Genomic DNA, 19,039 nt, shown 5'->3' with positions numbered 1-19,039 from the left:
AATCTTCGCGCCATAGCTTAGTAGGGAATAGTGATGAACGACTCGAATGATTTTAGTGGTAAAAACGGCAAAGTAAAAGTGATGTATGTCCGCAGTGAAGAGCAGGGCAACAACCAAGGCAGCGATAAACGCCGTGGTGGTCGTGACGGTAGTCGCGATGATAGACGTGGGGGCAACGATAGACGCGGTGGTCACCGACGTGATGGTGCCCCCCAAGAAAGAGGAAGTCGTTCGAATCGCTCTGAGAGCGGTCGTCAAGAACGTCGTCGCTCTGATAATCGTGATAGTGCACCGCGTGAGCGTTCTCCATGGCGTACTGTTTCAAAACCGGATAGTGCCGAATTTGAAAATGATCATGGTGGGATTGTTGGAAAAAGCCAAATTGATCCTGAACAACTGCGTAAGCAACGCCAAGAAGAGACGCGTATTTATGGTGAAAATGCGTGCCAAGCCATGTTTAAAAATCGGCCAGATGCCATTGTTCGTGCGTGGTTTTTGCAATCTGTCACCCCGCGCTTTCGTGATGCCTTGAAATGGATGGCAGCAAACCGCAAAGCGTATCATGTTGTCGATGATGAAGAGCTATCAAAAGCGTCCGGTACAGAGCATCATGGTGGTGTGTGCTTTATTATCAAAAAACGTGGCGGCATGAGTGCGGATGCTTATTTACAGCAAGCCGCAGAAAAGGACTGTGTGTTAGCGCTAGAAGATGTGGGCAACCCCCATAATTTAGGCGGGATCATGCGTAGTTGTGCTCACTTTGGTGTGCAAGGTGTGATTTTACAAGATGCGGCTATGTTGGAGTCTGGTGCCGCAATTCGTACCGCAGAAGGTGGTGCTGAGCACATTAAAGCTATCGATGCGGATGGCTTGACTTCCACGCTAGATAAGTTTCGTAAAGCGGGGTATACCATTGTCACCACTTCAAGCCATAAAGGTAGCCAAGATTTAGCGAAAGCGACGTTGCCCGCTAAAATGGTGCTCGTTTTAGGCCAAGAGAGTGATGGTTTAAGTGATAGCACCTGGGAACAAGGGGATATGAGCTTATTTATTGGCGGGACGGGTAAAGTTGAAAGCCTGAATGTTTCTGTGGCAACAGGTGTGATGTTGGCACAATGGTGGCAGCAAAACCAAGTTAAATAAACGATTTTATTGATGTGATTTCGATGGGTTGTTGACAAAGTGGGATAAAAGCGAGGTTTTTCCCACTTGATGTTATCAGGCGAAAACCAATATATTGATTTTCCATGTTTATTTTCTAAACTTATCCAACCTGCAGCCAAACATGTTATGTTTGTCAGCAATCTGGGCCATACGTTTTTACGTATGGCTTTTTTCTATCTACAATTTGATTAGTGAGCAAATAAATCCGCAAACTCCGCTAACTTCGGAGCGAGAAACTCTTCTTCTGCATAATTACATGAGAAAGCTTCTAATATATGATTAACGAATTCAATGAGGTCTAAACGGGTCAATGGGGTGGCTTTAGTTACGATTTGATATGCCGCAGATATTTCATTTAAACTGATGCAGTATTCGTAATAACCTTCTATGATGGCTTGGGTGATTTCATCGGGGATGGTACTAAAATCAAGATCATCAGCCGCCAGTTTTAACTGCATATAAGCCTGAACGTCGTCCAAAATATCGAATGAATAAGTTTCTTGATATTGGTTAACGTAGCAAATCAGTTTTCTTCGGTATTGCTCCGCCTGAATATCATCCATGGCATTAATTAATGCTAATGCCTGACTATTTTCAATCCATGATTTCATCGCTGTTTTACCTAATTAGGATAATGCTCCCCCGCATTGGTTGGGGAAAGCGCAGAAGTAAAAAACTAACCCCACATCAGAATGTAGGGGTAGCCTGAGATTAGTGTGCTCCCCCACCATCTTTTGATCCAGCACCAAATGGCGGTTTAGCAAACCACACGATCACCATTAGCAAGATAAAGACCCCCGCTGATAACCAGAAAATTTCATTGGCAGATAAAATTAGCCCTTGGTCTGTAATCGTTTTTGCTAAGTAAGCTGCACTTTGCTGTTCATTCATACCGATTTGTGCCAATTCGCTATACATGTGCTGTGCGTTCGGGTTATAGGGGTTGACAAATTCTGTCAGATTTTCATGGTGCATGGATTCTCTTTGTGTCCACATTGTGGTGGTAATTGAGGTTCCAATTGCCCCTGCCAGTGTTCGAGTAAAATTGGATAAGCTAGATGCCGATGCCATTTTTTCAGGGGGTAGCCCCGATAACGTAATGGTGGTTAATGGCATAAAGAAGCAGGCGATAGCAAGACCTTGAACGAATTGTGGCCAAGCTGCTGCGGCAAAGCCCATGCCTGGCTCAAAGGTATAAGCACGCCAGTAGTAACAGACAGCATAGATAATAAAGCTAAATGTGACTAAGTAACGCATATCAATACGGTTACCAAATTTCCCGATAATTGGCGTGATAAGTAGCGGTAATAGCCCGACAGGTGCGGACGCTAAACCTGCCCATGTTGCAGTATAGCCATATACTTCTTGCAATAACTGAGGAAGCAAAACGATGGTGCCAAAGTACAACATATAGGCGAGGCTAAGTGATAAGCAGCCAATCGTAAAATTGCGTTCTTTAAATAAAGAGAGATCAATGACGGGGTGATCATCCGTCAGCTCCCAAACAATTAAGAACGCAATCGCAATAACCGCAATCACGGTCAGAACGATGATCTCGGTCGAGTTAAACCAATCAAGTTCTTTCCCTTGGTCGAGCATGATTTGCAGTGCACCAACGCCAACAACCAATAAAACTAAACCAACGGTATCAATACGTTGGATAGAAATTTTTGTCTCACGGCCTTTTAAGGTGTGCATGATGGCAAAAATAATTGCAACACTAAACGGAACATTGATAAAGAATATCCATCCCCAATGGTAGTTATCACTAATATAACCGCCGAGAATAGGGCCACAAATTGGGGCGATCACAATAGTCATTGACCACAACGCTAAGGCCATGCTGCGTTTTGCCGGAGGGTAGTTATTGAGAAGTAGACTCTGGGATAGAGGGATCAACGGGCCCGCAACTAAACCTTGCAACACACGGAATAAAATCAGCATTTCTAGGTTGCCAGAAATACCGCATAACCAAGATGTTAAAGCAAATAAACCGGTAGACCATAGGAATAGTCGAACTTCACCAATACGCCGAGCTAACCAGCCCGTGACTGGAATGGAGATCGCATTTGCTACGCCGAATGAAGTGATCACCCAGGTTCCTTGGGAGTTAGATGCACCAAGATTACCTGCAATCGTTGGGATAGCAACGTTGGCAATTGTTGAATCAAGGACCTGCATAAATGTCGCCAAAGAGAGGGCGATGGTCATCCAAGCCAGCTTTGAGCCTGTAAGTGGTGCGGTCATATTTGTTGCGCTCCCACTTATTTGTTTCCAGCGTTATTATTAATTATCTCAGTAACTATTTTGTCTGCAGGGGACATATCCACCGCTAATGCTGATGTGTGATATGCAGGTGCATCGCGCATGCCTTTTGACAGCACCTTGCCATCTTTATTTAAGGTATCAATTGTCACTTCGGTAGATAGGCCGATACGCAGTGGGTGTTCTTCCAGTTGGGCTGGATCTAACGCAATACGCACTGGGAGGCGTTGCACGACTTTGATCCAGTTGCCACTGGCATTTTGTGCTGGTAGTAATGAAAACGCACTCCCCGTCCCCATATCTAAACCGACAACAGTGCCATTAAAGACCACATCTTTACCGTAGAAATCAGCTGTCACTTTCGCAGGTTGACCAATACGCATATCAGCTAGCTGTGTTTCTTTAAAGTTAGCATCAATCCACATGCCATTTGATGGAACAATGGCCATTAATGGGGTTGATGGCGTGATTTGTGAGCCAACCTGTACACTACGGCGGGAAACATAGCCATCGACTGGGCTAACAATTTTGGTTCGTTGTAACGTCAGCCATGCATTACGAACTTCAGTAGCGGCTTGTTCGACGGCGGGTTGCTTTTCAATGGATGTGTTGAGAACGATCGCTTGGTTGGCGTTATATTGTTCAACTGCCATGTCTAATGCAGCTTTTGCACTCACAACGGATTCACGAGCATGCTGTAGCTCTTCTCTACCAATTAAATTGCTGCTGCCTAACACTTCACGGCGTTTTAAATCATTTTGTAAACGACCTAATTCTGAGCGTTTAACATCAATATTAGCTTGTAGTTGGCGACTATTAATCATGTGTTGGCGAGTTTGACGCACACTGTTTGCTAATTGGGTTTTGGCTTTATCGAGTGCAAGTTCAGCGTCCCGTGGGTCAAGTTCAACCAGCACGGTACCACTTTGCACAAAGTCAGTGTTGTCGACGTTAACGGTCATAACACTTCCCGATATTTGGGATTGTATTTGGACTTGGTTACCTGCGACGTAAGCATTATCCGTTGATTCATAATGGCGAAGTACTAAATACCAGTAAACGGCCCAGCCCACACCAATTACTATAAAAATTAACGTTAAAAACATTAAGGCATTTCTGCGTTGTCTTTTTTTATTTCGTTGGGGAGCTTGCATTTGTTGCATTTCCTCAGGGGAACTCATACGGGTATTACTCCATTTTCGATGGATAAGGATCACGGTTGTTTCCAGTAGTTAGTCATAACCACTGGAAACTGAGACTACAAATGATTTTGCTGCTTGCGGGAATATCGTAAAGCATAAGGTTGAAAGGATAATGAAATATTGCCGGCTGAAAAGTTTTTTTTCGCCTTATGGCAGCAGAATGCCTCAAATACATTAACCTTACAAAAAAAGTGGTTAATCTTTTATAGTATCCAGTTTTACCAGTAGCTTACGCATTAGTTTATCCAACTGCTGTTTTTCATCATCTTCTAAAACTGACCATATATCGATTAGTGCACGGTGTTGTGGCGGTAATAAGCCACTTAAAAACTCTGAACCTTTTTCTGTGAGGTGTAAATGTAGACAACGTCTGTCATTGTGGCTTTCTTTTCGTTCAATCCAACCATTTTTTTCGAGTTCATCTGCGATACGTGTTGCATTGGTACGGGATGAACCAAGTGCAGCACTGAGCTCGGAAGGTTGGATACTGCGTGTATCTTTTGTATCTAAAATCATTAATGCCATGAAAAGGGTTTCATTAATGCCTTGAGCACGTAGCATACTGTTGCGAGATTCAAGTAATTTTCCATGAACATGCATGCATAAGCGTGTTAACAGTATTTCTTGGTACGGAATGGGTTTTTCGTGTGTATCTTGCTGTGCGACACGAGCATTTAATAGCTCTTCTGTCGGTGTAAATGAACTTTCCATTATTTGGATACCTTATTAGTTTCAGTTGGTAAGATTACAACTGTCATCAACCATCTAAATGGTATATTAAAAGATAGAATTAGCAATTATACTTAATTAATATCGATGATTTTATTTTGATAATGATACATCATTCATAAATTTTATGAATGTAATTTATGTGTTTCAGTATAGCCCAAAGTGAATTTTTAGCCTACTTATGTTTATTTGAACATAAAATAACCAGAAAAAACACGATTTATACCTCAAATAAAATCATATAAAGCAATATATAATCACATTACATTAACTCAACACCATTTTTTTTGTTACCCAATAATTACAAGTTAGATAGATATTGCTATTCATTAAGTGTAAATACCTATTTATTGTTTTTGTATGATTATTTCTAGCAATAATTATTGGGCAAATTAACAATAATTATACTGTTCTAGGTAGATATAGTATTTGTTTAACTGTGTCATTTGCTGACTTTTGCCATAGTAACTATAACAACATATAACTATAGTCCTGAATTATGGATAATAATTTATAGGTTATGGACAAAAATGCAGAAAAAAAGGTTGACAATACCGTAAATATATTATGTTTTTTTATGTATTTATGTGCTGTCGATAACATTTATTTTTAAATGTTATCGACAATAAAAAATGAAAGGTATTACGCTTCTGAGGGGGGAACTGTTGGATCAAATCGAATACCAATAGCCCAAATGATTAAGCTTAATGCCGTTAAACTGACGCCAGCTATCGCGACACCTTCCCAGCCCGCACGTTCATAGGCATAACCTGATAATAACGAGCCAAGTGCTCCCCCAATAAAATAACTGGTCATATACCCTGCGGTTAGGCGATTACGTGCTTCAGGCATGATGCGATATAAGGTACTTTGGCTGGTGACATGGACGGCTTGAACGGCAAGATCGAGAACCAGAATACCGATAATAAAGGCGATTAAAGAGTGTTTTGCTAAACCTATAGGTAACCAAGACAGTAGTAATAAAACTAAGCCAACGGTTGTGATCATCTTACCCTTGCCTTTATCCACTAGGTGTCCTGCTTGAGAGGCCATTAATGCGCCCGCAGCGCCAACGAGACCAAATAAGCCAATGGTGCCTTCAGAATAGTTAAAGGGAGGGCTAGCCAATAAAAATGCCATCGCTGTCCATAATAAGCCAAAGTTAGCAAATGAAAGCGCGCCAAGAGAAGCTCTAACGGCTAACACTGGGGTGCTGAAAAATAAACGGCCAATAGAGCATAGGAGCTGAAAATAGTTCAGATTGGCTTTTTGGTGGTAGCGAGGTAATTTAATCGCTAATACAATTAATAAGATAATTAATAAAGCAAACGCGACCCAATAAATTGCACGCCAACCTCCGACCATCGCCACCGCACCTGAAACCGTTCTCGCCAGTAAAATACCCAGCAGTAAGCCGCTCATAATAATACCGACAGCTTTGCCTCGCTTATTAGGATGAGCAATGGATGCCGCCATAGGAATAAGTACCTGAGCAACAACTGAAAACAGCCCTGTCAGAGCCGTCCCTAATAGGATCTGCCAAATATTGGTTGAAAGTGCGGTAATCAGTAAGCCAGACGCAGAAAGCAGTGTCATCAATAAAATTAGTCGCTTGCGTTCAAATAAATCCCCGAGAGGGACTAAAAATAATAAACCAACGGCGTAACCAAGCTGTGCTGCGGTGACAATAAACCCAGCCATGTTAGTGGTAAGGTTAAATTGGGCTGCAATGGTGTCTAACAGTGGCTGAGCATAGTAGTTACTGGCAACGACAAGACCTGTCGCAATTGCCATTAAAATGGTGAGGCTGGTGGTCAGCTCTGCTGTTTGGTTCTGTTTCATATAGGTTACCTATTAATTGCTAGGTGGCTACTATAAACAAAATTCATTTCCTCTGGTTATTTCTTTTTATTATTAAATGTAAAAAAGCCACCGAGTTAAGGTGGCTCAGACTGCTGACACACATAACATGTTTGGCGGCAGGTTGGATAGGTTATTGAAAATAAACAAGGAAAATCAATATATTGATTTTCGCCTGATAACACAAAGTGGGAAAAACCACGCTTTTATCCCACTTTGTCAACAACCTCAGCCACCGAGTTAAGGTGGCTAAAGTTAGTTGCACGAACTATTTAGGCTTATTTAGCGGCTTCTTGCGCTTGCTTTATCCAGCCATCAAATGTGGACTGGTGGGCTTTGATCCACGCGTTTGCATGACGTTCGATATCGGCTTGTGAGGCTTCACCATTATGCATTCTTAGGTTCTGCGCATTCACGTCAGCAATCGGTAATTTCATGATGGCAAACAATTTGGCTGCCGCAGGGTTCTCTGCCGCCCATTGTTTGTTTGCGACAATGTGCATGGTACTTGGTGGGAAGCCATAGTTTTTACCGTTAGGCAGTTTGGTATCAATTTTTTCACCATTTGGCATCGCCGAGAAAGGAACTTCTAGCCACACCACGTCACGACCCGGTTTTAACACGTCACTGATCCAATAAGGCGTCCAAGTGTAGTAGAAAATCGGTTTGCCTTCTTTGTAGCGAGTGATCGTGTCGGCCATCATAGCGGCATAGTTACCTTGGTTGTGGTCGACTGACTTTTCAAGGTCGTAGGCTTTTAAGTGGGTGTTGATCGCAGCTTCACAGCCCCAGCCTGGATTACAGCCGGTGAGATCCGCTTTGCCGTTACCATTGGTATCAAATAATCTCGCAATTTTCGGATCTTTAAGTTGTTCAATGTTAGTGATGTTATATTTCTCTGCCGTTTTTTTATCAATTAAATAGCCTTGTGCCGCATTGACGATGTAATCACCTTGGCGGTAGAACGCTTTATCGCCTCCAGCTGCTTCATACTGAGCATTGTGCAAAGGAACCCAACTCACGGCGAGGAAGGTAGCATCGCCATTAGCGATAGACGCGTAAGCCACGTTGTAATCCACTTCTTTAATTGGCGCGACATCATAGCCTAATTTCTCAAGTGCTTTAGCTACAATCAGTGTCTGGAAAGTTTCTTCACTGATAGTACTTTGCACAGGATTGACTTTAATCCCTTTGCCCGGCAGGGATTCGGCAGCGGCTAAAGGGGCTGCAAGAATGGCGGATAATGCAGTTGCAAGAATAATGGATTGTTTCATTTGATGATCCTTCTATTTTCGTTCGTCGCTGAGTCATGTCAGCGAAGAGCCAACTACATGGCTCTTTAGGATGGAGGATGTTTTATTTTTTGCTAAATGGGCGTACGACGAGCCCAATTGGCCCTTGTTGATACCAACGTGCAGCTGATTTTGCGCGTGTATCTTGGCCTAAAGATTGTGTGAAACGGTCTAAGACAATGGCAAGGATGACAATCCCGACACCACCGACGGATGCGAGTCCCATATCAAGTCGACCGATCCCCCGTAAGACCATTTGGCCTAGTCCACCCACGGCAATCATGGATGCAATTACCACCATCGACAGCGCTAACATCAAGGTTTGGTTAACCCCTGCCATAATGGTTGGCATCGCCAATGGTAATTGCACTTTAAATAGCATTTGACGGGGGCTGGCTCCAAATGATTCGGCAGCTTCAATTAAATCTGCTGGGACTTGTTTGATCCCCAGAATAGTCAAACGAATGATTGGCGGTAAGGCAAATATAATGGTGACGACAACACCGGGTACATTACCGATACCAAATAACATGACAATAGGTACTAAATAGACGAATGCAGGAGTGGTTTGCATCGCATCAAGCAATGGACGAATAATTTTCGCTGCTCTATCACTGCGTGCGAGCCAGATCCCTAACGGGAGTCCTATTACAATACAAAACAGTAAAGAGGTCAGCACCAGAGACAGTGTCACCATTGCTTCTGACCATGCGCCGATCGCCCCAATGGCAATCATTGAAATAAAGGTCGCCACGCCCATTGCTTTTCCTGCAAATTGCCATGCTAATAATGCAAACAGTACAATGGCAATTGGGGCAGGCAGGGTGGTCAGTAGCTGTTCAAACCCACTGAGAATGAAATCAATAGGTGCGCGGATCCCTTGGAAAACAGGTCTGAAATTTTGCACGACCCAATCAATACCATGGGTTACCCATGAATCGAGGGGAATGATTGTGTGTTGGAACGGATCCAGAATGTCAAATTGATCGATAGGCGCTGAGTCTGTCGGCGCAGCATCAAGCCAGTCACTGGATCCAGAATCCGTTGCGGTATCTGTTGTTGATGAGCCGCCCCACGGATCATTTGTCGCATTGTGTTCTTGTGTGGAACTTGTCGCCCAAGGATCGTCAGCAGCAGGTGTTTCTGGTGCTTGTGCTGGCGTTTGCTCAACTTGAGTATCTGCCCACGGATCCTGTTGGTCGATGGTCTTTTCTTGGTTTTGCTTACTCATTTGGCGTCTCCTTATCCAGTGCTTGCAGTAACATTCCTTTTGAAATCACCCCTAAATAACGATTCTTTTCGTTCACCACAGGGACTGCACAAGGCGCTTGTGCGACAGTTGATATGACCTCATTTAGGGATGTATCGCCTTGGATCGGTTCGATATCGGGTAAAATAGCGGCTTCAATACCCGCCTTGTCGTGTAAAGCTTTTTCTAAGGACTCTACGGAAACAACGCCTGCAAAAGTATGACCTCGTGAAAGTAAGTAGCCGTGGTAACGGTCTTCATCGTTTAGCACTTTTAACGCTGAACGAGGGCCAAAACCGGGGGCGATATGCAGCAATGCATCAGGGCGTCTTCGGGCAATATCTTTGGCGCTAAATACCTGACTAATATCAACCCCACGGAAGAAGGTTCTGACATAGTCATTCGCTGGATTATTGAGTATTTCATCAGGTGTACCGACTTGAACGACTACGCCACCTTGCATAATGGCAATGCGATCTCCAATTCGCATAGCTTCATCAAGGTCGTGGGAGATAAAAACGATAGTACGCTGTTTATCCCCTTGTAAAGAAAGCAACTCGTCTTGCATTTCTGTTCGGATCAGTGGATCAAGGGCTGAGAACGCCTCATCCATTAAGAGAATGTCAGGATCATTTGCAAGGGCTCTTGCTAAGCCGATGCGTTGACGCATGCCACCAGAAAGCTCATCGGGGTAAGAGTTTGCCCATTTTTCAAGATTTACCTGCTTCAGTGCATCCATCGCTTTTTGATGACGTTCTTCTTTTGCGATCCCCGAAAGCTCCATTCCAAATGCGGTATTATCAATCACATTCATATGTGGCATTAAGGCAAAAGATTGGAACACCATGCTGATTTTTGTCCGACGAACTTCTCGCAGTGCTTTGTCTGAAATATCAGAGATATCTTCACCATCAATTAGCACTTGACCACTGGTAGGTTCGATCAGGCGATTGAGGAGGCGCACCAAGGTGGATTTTCCTGAGCCAGAAAGCCCCATCACAACGAAGATTTCGCCTTCTTCAATCGCCAGATTGACATCTTGAACACCGACCGTAAGGCCTGTTTTTTCAAAGATAGTCTCTTTGTCCATGCCTGATCTTAAAAGCTTAAATGCGGGATCAGGATTTTCCCCAAATATTTTATATAAATTTTTAACTTCTAATTTTATTGCCATATATTATTTACCCAATTTTCAATCAACAAAAAGAGTTGGAGCCCAAAATGAATTATGTCGATTCAATAGTGATGGCTGGACCTATTCAGAACGCTATGGCAGCCATCGGTTGAAAATTATTAGGGCAGAAATTCCTATTTTAATTTAATGGGTTTATTCATTATGGTTTAAATTCAAATGCCCCTAGATGAGTTATTAGTAAAAATTGCAAGCAATAAACCCTAGCATAATAAAACGAGCTGACAACCCTTGGTTAAGTAGAATTAATCAAAAAAATAGCCTATAAATACGCAATATCATTTAACAAAATTAAGTGAAAAGTGATTAATATGAATTGTAGTATGATGAATTGAAAATCTTGCTAACTAACTGGTAGGACTATACTTATTTTCTTATGGATGAAAGTAAGCGCATATATTTAGAAAGGTTAGAGATATCATTTTTTTTGAATAAAAAAAACAATAAGTAATGCATAAAAATAAATTGAATAAAAGGTGTAAAACATTAGGGTTATTAATGTGTTTTAATCTGTAAATATAGTAAAACGAAAATTAATACCAGATTTGCTCATTAAAAATGAATAGTTAAATAGATATCACTATAAAAAACGAACTATTTTGTCTATTTGTTAACCTAAAAAATACCCAGACAAATAAATTTCTTATTATTCATCAGGGTATGCTTAGGTTTAATGTTTGGGTTTAAATGTAAACTAAATTAATCAATTGGTTAAAAGTTCCAGTCATCATCTTCGGTACTGACTGCTTTGCCGATAATATAAGAAGAGCCTGAGCCTGAGAAAAAATCATGATTTTCATTTGCATCAGGGGATAATGCAGACAATATGGCAGCACTGACATCGGTTACACTATCAGGAAATAAGGCTTCATAGCCTAAGTTCATTAAGGCTTTATTGGCATTATAATGCAGAAATTTTTTGACGTCTTCTGTCCAACCAACGGGATCATATAACTCTTGGGTATATTTAACTTCATTCTCATATAAATCGAATAATAATGAAAAGGTAAAATCTTTTATTTCAGCCTGTATTTTTTCATCATATTGTAATAATGATTTTTGAAACTTATAACCAATATAATATCCATGAATAGCTTCATCTCGAATAATCAGCCGAATTAAGTCTGCGGTGTTTGTTAGCTTGCCTCTGCTTGACCAAAACATAGGCAAATAAAATCCTGAATAGAATAAAAAAGATTCCAAAAAGACACTTGCAACTTTTTTCTTTAATGGATGTGAATCACAATAATAAGACAGAATAATGCTAGCCTTATTTTGCAACGTACTATTTTCTTCACTCCAACGATAAGCATCATCGACATCGCTGGTGGAACATAATGTAGAAAAAATAGAGCTGTAAGAGCGTGCGTGAACGGCTTCCATAAAGCTGACGTTGGATAATACGGCTTCTTCATGTGGGGTTTGCGCATCAGGTATCAAACAAGGTGCGCCAACGGTGTTTTGGATGGTATCAAGTAGCGTTAACCCAGTAAAAACACGGATGGTGAGCTTTTGCTCGGCTGCATTGAGGGTGTTCCATGAGGGAATATCATTGGATAACGGCACTTTTTCGGGTAACCAAAAGTTAGTGGTCAGGCGGTTCCAAACCTCAAGGTCTTTATCATCTTGAATGCGGTTCCAGTTAATTGCTTTAACAGGAGCGGTGGATGCATGGTGGGTCATAGTCTTTTCCTATCACAAAGTGCAAGATACGCAGCCGTCAACTTCGGTGCCTTCCAGTGCTGTTTGGCGTAATCGTATGTAGTACAAGGTTTTTATGCCTTTTTTCCAAGCATAGATTTGTGCGCGATTAATATCACGTGTCGTGGCATCGTCTTTAAAAAATAGAGTTAACGACAAACCTTGATCGACGTGTTGAGTCGCCATGGCATAGGTATCAATTATTTTTTCTGGACCGATTTGATAAGCGTCTTGATAGTATTCAAGGTTATCGTTATTCATAAATGGAGCAGGGTAATAGACTCGACCAATCTTTCCTTCTTTACGGATCTCAATACGAGAAACAATTGGATGAATGCTTGATGTTGAATTGTTGATATAGGAAATTGATCCCGTAGGTGGAATGGCTTGTAAGTTTTGGTTGTAAATACCATAGGTAATAACAGACTGTTTTAAGGTTTGCCAGTCTTCGCGAGTGGGAATTTCGATGCCCGAGCGTCGGAATAATTCCTGTACTTTTTGGGTCTTTGGTAACCAGATATTGTTGATATATTTATCAAAATAGTCACCAGAGGCATAGGTGGATTGTTCAAAACCGACAAAGGCAGTTTTACGTTCGATGGCTAATTGATTCGATGTTTTAAGGGCATGGTAAGTTACAACATAAAAATAGATATTAGTAAAATCCAGAGCTTCTTCACTGCCATAATGGATATGCTCACGAGCCAAATAACCGTGTAGATTCATTTGCCCCAGACCAATCGCGTGGGATTGGCGGTTTCCTTGTGCAATAGAGGGCACGGAGCGGATATCGCTCATATCGGAAACGGCACTAAGGGCTCTTACAGCGGCTTCAATGGACTGAGCAAAGTTTGGCGAATCCATCGTTTTGGCGATATTCATCGATCCTAAGTTGCAACTGATATCTTTACCAACCTCTAGGTAACTTAAATCCTCGTCATACAGGCTAGGGCGATTAACTTGCAAAATTTCCGAGCACAAGTTACTCATATTAATACGCCCTGCAATTGGGTTACTTCGATTAGCGGTATCTTCAAATAAAATATATGGGTAGCCGGACTCAAATTGAATTTCAGCTAACGTTTGGAAAAATTCCCGTGCATTAATTTTAGATTTTTTTATTGCCTTATTATTCACCATTTCAGCGTATTTTTCAGAGACGCTGATTTCAGACATGGGAACACCGTAAACGCGCTGGATGTCATAAGGTGAAAATAAGTACATATCCTCATTATTTTTTGCTAACTGGAAGGTAATATCAGGGATCACTACCCCAAGGGATAAGGTTTTTATGCGTATTTTTTCATCAGCATTTTCCCGTTTTGTATCGAGAAACCGCATAATATCAGGGTGATGTGCATGTAAATACACGGCACCAGCCCCTTGGCGCGCACCTAATTGATTGGCGTATGAAAAAGCATCTTCCAGCATTTTCATCACTGGCACTACGCCTGAGGATTGGTTTTCAATCAGCTTTATTGGGGCACCTTGCTCACGTAGATTGGTCATCATAAAGGCAACGCCGCCCCCACGTTTGGACAGTTGGAGTGCCGAATTTACGGAGCGCCCGATAGACTCCATATTGTCTTCAATACGTAATAGGAAACAGGAAATCAGTTCCCCACGCTGTTTTTTGCCGCAATTAAGAAATGTCGGTGTTGCGGGTTGGAAGCGACCGGTTATGATTTCATCAACATACAGCTTAGCAAGGGATTCTGAACCTTGTGCTAACGTTAATGCCACCATACATACCCGGTCTTCATAACGTTCTAAGTAGCGTTTGCCATCAAAGGTTTTTAGGGTATAGCTGGTGTAGTATTTGAATGCGCCAAGAAAAGTTTGAAAACGAAATTTATGCGCATAAGCTTGCTGAAATAACGCTTTGATAAAGGCATAACGATATTGTTGTAATACGTTACTTTCGTAGTAGTTTTCTTGAATAAGGAAATCCAATTTTTCTTTTAAATCATGGAAAAATACGGTGTTTTGATTAACATGCTGGCGAAAATAATGGTGCGCAGCTTCTTTATCTTTAGCAAATTGAATATGACCTTCGCTATCATATAGATTCAACATGGCATTTAGCGCATGGTAATCAACAGTAGTATTGTTTTGTGTTGTATCCATCAGAAAGAACTCTCGTTGAAGGCACGTTGCCAGAACGTTTGTAGGCCATTTCTCACCGATTGAACATCTTTTGCCGTACCTAAGAGTTCAAAACGATAGAGGTAGGGCACTTGGCATTTTTGTGCGACGATATCACCGGCAATGGCGTAGGCATCGCCAAAGTTGGTATTACCTGCGGCAATGACACCGCGGATAAATAATCGGTTTTGCTCAATGTTTAAAAACTGGATCACTTCTTTTGGCACCGCACCTTTTGTTCCTCCACCGCCATAGGTGGGAAGCAATAGAACATAAGGTTTTGTCGCAATAGGGCTATTTTTTTGTTGACCAATCGGAATGCGTGTTGCTTGTATCCCCAACTTTTCAACAAACCGATGGCAATTTCCTGATTGGCTTGAAAAATAGATCAGTGATTCCGTACCCATGGGATTTCCTATGCAGCCAGAAGGCTTATCATATCGGGGCGAAAACCAGACCAATGTTTGTCACCTGCAACAACAACTGGCACTTGCTGGTAGCCTAATTTTTTAACAAACTCAAGCGCTTGGCTATCTTCTGTTAAGTCAATTATCTGATAAGTAATTTGTTTGCGGTCTAAGGCTTGATAGGTGGCATTACATTGAACGCAGTTGGGCTTACTATAAATGGTAATCTCATTCATATTATTCACCTTTGGAATTTCTAACAGTATCGTAGTGTGCGTTGAGATATTTAAATACTATATATAGATCTTAATTTTATCAACCACACAATATATAGTGATTAGTGAATATTGAATGATAATTATTCTAATTATCCGCTAGGTTGTTATTTATATTGAAAATAAAAAATTAGGGTATTCGACGATTCCGTTAGCCACACTGAGAAAAAATAGCATTGCAAAGTTGAAATACTTTACTCTATAACTGTATATACAATCAGGTAAATGAATCCTTTTAAGGAGATACTATGTACCATCAATATTTAGCGACACCGGATACGTTTCCTAAGCCGTGGATCCATATTACGGCGGACGACGAAGGGATCACGAGCCTTTTTTTTGTTGAAGAAAAAACAGAAAAAGAAACTAAAAATGAACATTCCAAGTTGTGTGCTAAAGAATTAAAAGAGTATTTTAATCACAAAAGAAAAACGTTTACGGTAGCCTTAAACCCACAAGGCACTGAATTTCAGAAGAAAGTTTGGAAGCATCTGTGTGGGATCCCCTATGGGGCGCGATGGAGTTATAAGGACTTAGCATTAAAATTAGGTTCCGCCAATTATTGCCGTGCAGTGGGAATGGCGAATTCACGTAATCCCATCTCGTTAATCGTCCCTTGTCACCGTGTCTTGGGTCACGATGGTAAGCTAGTTGGGTACACAGGAGGTTTAGATATTAAAGATTGGCTGTTACTCCACGAGAAGTAAAGGCTAAATAATTGGCTATGGATGATACTATTGGTTGTATTAATTGCTATTGATAAGAATAATTGTCGAAATCAGAGTAAAGGCAACCAATAAATAATATATTTTTATCATTTTAGTCGATTTTCGTGATCTAGGTTGTAGACAAGTAAGTCAGAGATCTGATGTACTGAGCTTGATACAGATGGTGTGTCTATTTTATTTTAAAGGTAATAATTTGATGTCTAAAGTTAAAGGTAACGTTAAGTGGTTCAACGAGTCTAAAGGTTTTGGTTTTATCACTCCAGAAGATGGTAGCAAAGATGTATTTGTTCACTTTTCTGCGATTGCTAGCGAAGGTTTTAAAACCTTAGCTGAAGGCCAGAAAGTTGAATTTGAAATCACTGAAGGTGCTAAAGGCCCATCTGCTGTTAACGTTGTCTCTCTGTAATTTATACAATTAACAATCAGAAACGAACAGCTGTAAACTCGCTCTAGTTAACTGGAGCGAGTTTTTTATGCAGCAAGTATTATTGCAGGCAATAAAAAACCTGACTCAGTTACCTAAATCAGGTTTCAGTTTTGCTTAATGAATCAATTTGGCGATTATTTCACTTCTTCGCCTTTTGCTTGTAAATCAGCGTGGTAAGACGAACGGACGAAAGGTCCACAAGCTGCATGGGTAAAGCCCATCGCCATGGCTTCTTCTTTCATTTCATCAAACTCAGCCGGGCTGACATAACGTTTTACAGGCAAATGGTGACGGCTTGGCTGCAAGTATTGCCCAAGAGTTAACATCGTCACGCCGTGGCGACGTAAATCACGCATCACTTCAATAATTTCTTCATTTGTTTCACCGAGACCCACCATCAAACCTGATTTTGTTGGGATATCTGGGTGCGCTTCTTTAAATTTTTCGAGTAATTTTAGTGACCAGTCATAGTTTGCACCTGGACGAACTTGACGATAAATACGCGGTACATTTTCCAGATTGTGGTTGAATACATCGGGTGGTGTTGCCGTTAAAATTTCTAATGCGCGATCCATACGACCACGGAAATCGGGGACTAAGGTTTCAATTTTAATCGATGGGCTTTTCTCACGAATAGCGCTGATGCAGTCAGCAAAATGTTGTGCACCACCATCACGCAGATCATCACGGTCAACGGATGTGATCACCACGTAACGTAAAGCCATATCTTTTATCGTCTGTGCTAATTTTTCAGGCTCGTTGGCATCTGGGGCATTAGGACGGCCGTGGGCAACATCGCAGAACGGACAACGACGTGTACAAATCGCGCCTAAGATCATAAAGGTTGCCGTCCCATGGTTAAAGCATTCAGATAGGTTAGGGCAGGATGCTTCTTCGCACACCGAATGGAGACCATTTTTGCGCATTGCAGCTTTAATGCCTTGGATACGTGTTGAGTCAGCAGGAAGCCGAATTTTCATCCAGTCAGGTTTGCGTAGAATTTCTTCGCGTTCAGTGACCACGTTTTTGACAGGGATCAGCGCCATTTTGTCGGCGTCACGATATTTAATTCCGCGTTCTATCTGAATTGGTTTACTCATAATATGACGGTTCCAGTTATCTTTTATGCTGATGGATAAGTGCTAATTCTAAATTACATATAGAGCGCCGTAACTCACTCATTAAAATATTTTTTAAAAATGTTAAAAAATTATAGCATTATTATTGAACAATATGAAATCCCAGTGTGTCACAGAATTGGCTAATTAGCACAGGCTGAACATCAGATAATGACACGTTGGGGGCGAGGTCACAAACTTGAGTCATTTTCAATTCACTGTAACCACAAGGATTTATACGGTTAAATGGCTCAAGATCCATATTAATATTTAATGCCAATCCATGAAATGAGCAACCTTGGCGAATGCGTAATCCAAGAGAGCAAATTTTGTCTCCGTTAACATAAACGCCGGGGGCATCAGGGCGAGGGTAGGCTTCAATATTAAAATGGGCGAGGGTGTTTACTACGGTGGTTTCCAGAGCAGTAACTAACTCACGGACACCAATTTTATTGCGTTTTAAATCAAGCATGACATACATGACTTGCTGACCGGGACCGTGATAGGTCACCTGACCGCCTCGATCACTTTGAATGACGGGAATATCGCCGGGCGCTAAAATATGTTCTGCTTTCCCAGCTTGTCCTTGGGTGAAAACACGTGGATGCTCAACAAGCCAAATTTCATCTAGGGTTTCAGCGGTGCGACACTCAGTAAATTGGTGCATGGCATCAGAAACAGTTTGATAAGGCGCATGGCCAAGTTGGCGAATGATAATGCTTCTGTCTGACAAAATATTGTGTCCAACGGTTCAAATGAAGGCAGTATAACGCTGTGAAAAGTATATCTCCAGTTCACTTTGTTATTAATTTGTTATTTGGATAACGCTTAAAACAAAAAAACCGAATAACAGTCAAGCTATTCGGTTTTCCAGTTAAGTGTCCATTAGAGAACAACTTTCACTAATTCTAATGCACCTAATTCACTGTACAAGGTTTCAACCTGTTCGATATGGGTTGCATTAATCGTAATTGATACTGAGTGATAATTGCCTTTGCTGCTGGGTTTGACTTCGGGTGAATAATCACCGGGTGCATGGCGCTGTACCACTTCAATCACTTGATCAACCAGTTCAGGCTGTGCCAAGCCCATTACTTTGTAAGTTAATGGACATGGGAACTCAAGCAGTTCACCTAATTTCGTTTTCATGGGCACTCCTAATTTTTTAAATGGCATCGCTGGTTGAAAAAGATTGGCTGGTATTAAACCAGCCAATGAATTGTTTTCATCCAACAAATATTTCGATATTCACTATATGGGGATGAGTTATTTTTGTTTCAAGGGC

General features: G+C 41.5%; 18 protein-coding genes. 3 read left to right on the top strand and 15 right to left on the bottom strand.

What is annotated here, in order from left to right; all coding sequences use genetic code 11:
• Positions 1-33 precede the first annotated feature (33 nt).
• The gene (locus AB6N04_RS11565) at positions 34-1,143 is read left to right on the top strand and encodes a tRNA/rRNA methyltransferase (protein ID WP_369308445.1); all 1,110 of its coding nucleotides are present in this window, start codon (positions 34-36) and stop codon (positions 1,141-1,143) included.
• 209 nt (positions 1,144-1,352) lie between these two features.
• Here the strand turns inward: AB6N04_RS11565 and AB6N04_RS11560 are convergent, their stop codons facing one another.
• The 12 genes from AB6N04_RS11560 to nrdH all read right to left on the bottom strand — a co-directional run bounded on the left by AB6N04_RS11560 (position 1,353) and on the right by nrdH (position 15,442).
• Positions 1,353-1,775 (bottom strand): hypothetical protein, encoded by a 423-nt coding sequence (locus AB6N04_RS11560; protein ID WP_369308444.1) that lies wholly within the window; start codon positions 1,773-1,775, stop codon positions 1,353-1,355.
• 100 nt (positions 1,776-1,875) lie between these two features.
• Positions 1,876-3,411 carry a multidrug efflux MFS transporter permease subunit EmrB gene (gene emrB, locus AB6N04_RS11555; protein WP_369308443.1) on the bottom strand — a complete coding sequence of 512 codons (1,536 nt, stop codon included), beginning with the start codon at positions 3,409-3,411 and terminating at the stop codon, positions 1,876-1,878.
• A gap of 17 nt (positions 3,412-3,428) precedes the next feature.
• The gene (gene emrA / locus AB6N04_RS11550) at positions 3,429-4,610 is read right to left on the bottom strand and encodes a multidrug efflux MFS transporter periplasmic adaptor subunit EmrA (RefSeq protein WP_369308442.1); all 1,182 of its coding nucleotides are present in this window, start codon (positions 4,608-4,610) and stop codon (positions 3,429-3,431) included.
• A 216-nt stretch (positions 4,611-4,826) separates the two neighbouring features.
• Positions 4,827-5,342: a transcriptional repressor MprA gene (gene mprA, locus AB6N04_RS11545; RefSeq protein ID WP_369308441.1), complete on the bottom strand. Its 516-nt coding sequence runs from the start codon at positions 5,340-5,342 to the stop codon at positions 4,827-4,829.
• 660 nt (positions 5,343-6,002) lie between these two features.
• Complete coding sequence (locus AB6N04_RS11540) at positions 6,003-7,202, bottom strand: MFS transporter (RefSeq protein WP_369308440.1); 1,200 nt, start codon at positions 7,200-7,202, stop codon at positions 6,003-6,005.
• A gap of 296 nt (positions 7,203-7,498) precedes the next feature.
• The gene (gene proX, locus AB6N04_RS11535; RefSeq protein ID WP_369308439.1) at positions 7,499-8,494 is read right to left on the bottom strand and encodes a glycine betaine/L-proline ABC transporter substrate-binding protein ProX; all 996 of its coding nucleotides are present in this window, start codon (positions 8,492-8,494) and stop codon (positions 7,499-7,501) included.
• An 82-nt stretch (positions 8,495-8,576) separates the two neighbouring features.
• Positions 8,577-9,743 (bottom strand): glycine betaine/L-proline ABC transporter permease ProW, encoded by a 1,167-nt coding sequence (proW, locus tag AB6N04_RS11530; protein ID WP_369308438.1) that lies wholly within the window; start codon positions 9,741-9,743, stop codon positions 8,577-8,579.
• Positions 9,736-10,935 carry a glycine betaine/L-proline ABC transporter ATP-binding protein ProV gene (gene proV, locus AB6N04_RS11525; RefSeq protein ID WP_369308437.1) on the bottom strand — a complete coding sequence of 400 codons (1,200 nt, stop codon included), beginning with the start codon at positions 10,933-10,935 and terminating at the stop codon, positions 9,736-9,738. Before proV ends, proW begins: the two co-directional genes overlap by 8 nt.
• A 729-nt stretch (positions 10,936-11,664) precedes the next feature.
• On the bottom strand, positions 11,665-12,636 hold the full coding sequence (nrdF, locus tag AB6N04_RS11520) for a class 1b ribonucleoside-diphosphate reductase subunit beta (protein WP_369308436.1): 972 nt from the start codon (positions 12,634-12,636) through the stop codon (positions 11,665-11,667).
• Between the two features lie 12 nt (positions 12,637-12,648).
• A complete protein-coding gene (gene nrdE / locus AB6N04_RS11515; RefSeq protein WP_369308435.1) occupies positions 12,649-14,781 on the bottom strand; it encodes a class 1b ribonucleoside-diphosphate reductase subunit alpha in 2,133 nt (710 codons plus the stop codon).
• Complete coding sequence (gene nrdI, locus AB6N04_RS11510) at positions 14,781-15,206, bottom strand: class Ib ribonucleoside-diphosphate reductase assembly flavoprotein NrdI (protein WP_369308434.1); 426 nt, start codon at positions 15,204-15,206, stop codon at positions 14,781-14,783. The genes nrdE and nrdI overlap by 1 nt, the downstream gene beginning before the upstream one ends.
• 8 nt (positions 15,207-15,214) lie before the next feature.
• Positions 15,215-15,442 carry a glutaredoxin-like protein NrdH gene (gene nrdH / locus AB6N04_RS11505; protein WP_369308433.1) on the bottom strand — a complete coding sequence of 76 codons (228 nt, stop codon included), beginning with the start codon at positions 15,440-15,442 and terminating at the stop codon, positions 15,215-15,217.
• 287 nt (positions 15,443-15,729) lie between these two features.
• On the opposite strand from nrdH, the gene AB6N04_RS11500 reads away from it, so the two are divergent.
• The gene (locus tag AB6N04_RS11500) at positions 15,730-16,188 is read left to right on the top strand and encodes a methylated-DNA--[protein]-cysteine S-methyltransferase (RefSeq protein WP_369308432.1); all 459 of its coding nucleotides are present in this window, start codon (positions 15,730-15,732) and stop codon (positions 16,186-16,188) included.
• 217 nt (positions 16,189-16,405) lie between these two features.
• Entirely contained in the window at positions 16,406-16,615 is a 210-nt protein-coding gene (cspE, locus tag AB6N04_RS11495) for a transcription antiterminator/RNA stability regulator CspE (RefSeq protein ID WP_014657708.1), read from the top strand.
• 155 nt (positions 16,616-16,770) lie between these two features.
• Here cspE and lipA read toward each other — a convergent pair whose 3' ends face one another.
• The 3 genes from lipA to ybeD form a co-directional block, all read right to left on the bottom strand.
• The gene (gene lipA / locus AB6N04_RS11490) at positions 16,771-17,736 is read right to left on the bottom strand and encodes a lipoyl synthase (protein WP_369308431.1); all 966 of its coding nucleotides are present in this window, start codon (positions 17,734-17,736) and stop codon (positions 16,771-16,773) included.
• 121 nt (positions 17,737-17,857) lie between these two features.
• Positions 17,858-18,421 (bottom strand): lipoyl(octanoyl) transferase LipB, encoded by a 564-nt coding sequence (gene lipB, locus AB6N04_RS11485; RefSeq protein WP_369312087.1) that lies wholly within the window; start codon positions 18,419-18,421, stop codon positions 17,858-17,860.
• A gap of 218 nt (positions 18,422-18,639) precedes the next feature.
• A complete protein-coding gene (gene ybeD, locus AB6N04_RS11480) occupies positions 18,640-18,903 on the bottom strand; it encodes a DUF493 family protein YbeD (protein ID WP_369308430.1) in 264 nt (87 codons plus the stop codon).
• Positions 18,904-19,039 lie beyond the last annotated feature (136 nt).

The organism is Providencia rettgeri, assembly GCF_041075285.1.
GTDB classification, from domain to species: Bacteria; Pseudomonadota; Gammaproteobacteria; order Enterobacterales; family Enterobacteriaceae; genus Providencia; species Providencia rettgeri_G.
The sequence above is the reverse complement of the archived record's forward strand: the minus strand, read 5'-3'. Positions and strand labels throughout refer to the sequence as shown.

Excerpts from the sequence above, each read along its gene's own strand:
- AB6N04_RS11560 (WP_369308444.1), bottom strand. The coding sequence starts at position 1,775 with ATGAAATCATGGATTGAAAATAGTCAGGCATTAGCATTAATTAATGCC.
- proV (WP_369308437.1), bottom strand. The coding sequence starts at position 10,935 with ATGGCAATAAAATTAGAAGTTAAAAATTTATATAAAATATTTGGGGAA.
- cspE (WP_014657708.1), top strand. The coding sequence starts at position 16,406 with ATGTCTAAAGTTAAAGGTAACGTTAAGTGGTTCAACGAGTCTAAAGGT.
- AB6N04_RS11565 (WP_369308445.1), top strand. The coding sequence starts at position 34 with ATGAACGACTCGAATGATTTTAGTGGTAAAAACGGCAAAGTAAAAGTG.
- AB6N04_RS11540 (WP_369308440.1), bottom strand. The coding sequence starts at position 7,202 with ATGAAACAGAACCAAACAGCAGAGCTGACCACCAGCCTCACCATTTTA.
- lipB (WP_369312087.1), bottom strand. The coding sequence starts at position 18,421 with ATGCACCAATTTACTGAGTGTCGCACCGCTGAAACCCTAGATGAAATT.
- proX (WP_369308439.1), bottom strand. The coding sequence starts at position 8,494 with ATGAAACAATCCATTATTCTTGCAACTGCATTATCCGCCATTCTTGCA.
- ybeD (WP_369308430.1), bottom strand. The coding sequence starts at position 18,903 with ATGAAAACGAAATTAGGTGAACTGCTTGAGTTCCCATGTCCATTAACT.
- lipA (WP_369308431.1), bottom strand. The coding sequence starts at position 17,736 with ATGAGTAAACCAATTCAGATAGAACGCGGAATTAAATATCGTGACGCC.
- mprA (WP_369308441.1), bottom strand. The coding sequence starts at position 5,342 with ATGGAAAGTTCATTTACACCGACAGAAGAGCTATTAAATGCTCGTGTC.
- nrdE (WP_369308435.1), bottom strand. The coding sequence starts at position 14,781 with ATGGATACAACACAAAACAATACTACTGTTGATTACCATGCGCTAAAT.
- emrB (WP_369308443.1), bottom strand. The coding sequence starts at position 3,411 with ATGACCGCACCACTTACAGGCTCAAAGCTGGCTTGGATGACCATCGCC.
- proW (WP_369308438.1), bottom strand. The coding sequence starts at position 9,743 with ATGAGTAAGCAAAACCAAGAAAAGACCATCGACCAACAGGATCCGTGG.
- AB6N04_RS11500 (WP_369308432.1), top strand. The coding sequence starts at position 15,730 with ATGTACCATCAATATTTAGCGACACCGGATACGTTTCCTAAGCCGTGG.
- emrA (WP_369308442.1), bottom strand. The coding sequence starts at position 4,610 with ATGAGTTCCCCTGAGGAAATGCAACAAATGCAAGCTCCCCAACGAAAT.
- nrdI (WP_369308434.1), bottom strand. The coding sequence starts at position 15,206 with ATGGGTACGGAATCACTGATCTATTTTTCAAGCCAATCAGGAAATTGC.
- nrdH (WP_369308433.1), bottom strand. The coding sequence starts at position 15,442 with ATGAATGAGATTACCATTTATAGTAAGCCCAACTGCGTTCAATGTAAT.
- nrdF (WP_369308436.1), bottom strand. The coding sequence starts at position 12,636 with ATGACCCACCATGCATCCACCGCTCCTGTTAAAGCAATTAACTGGAAC.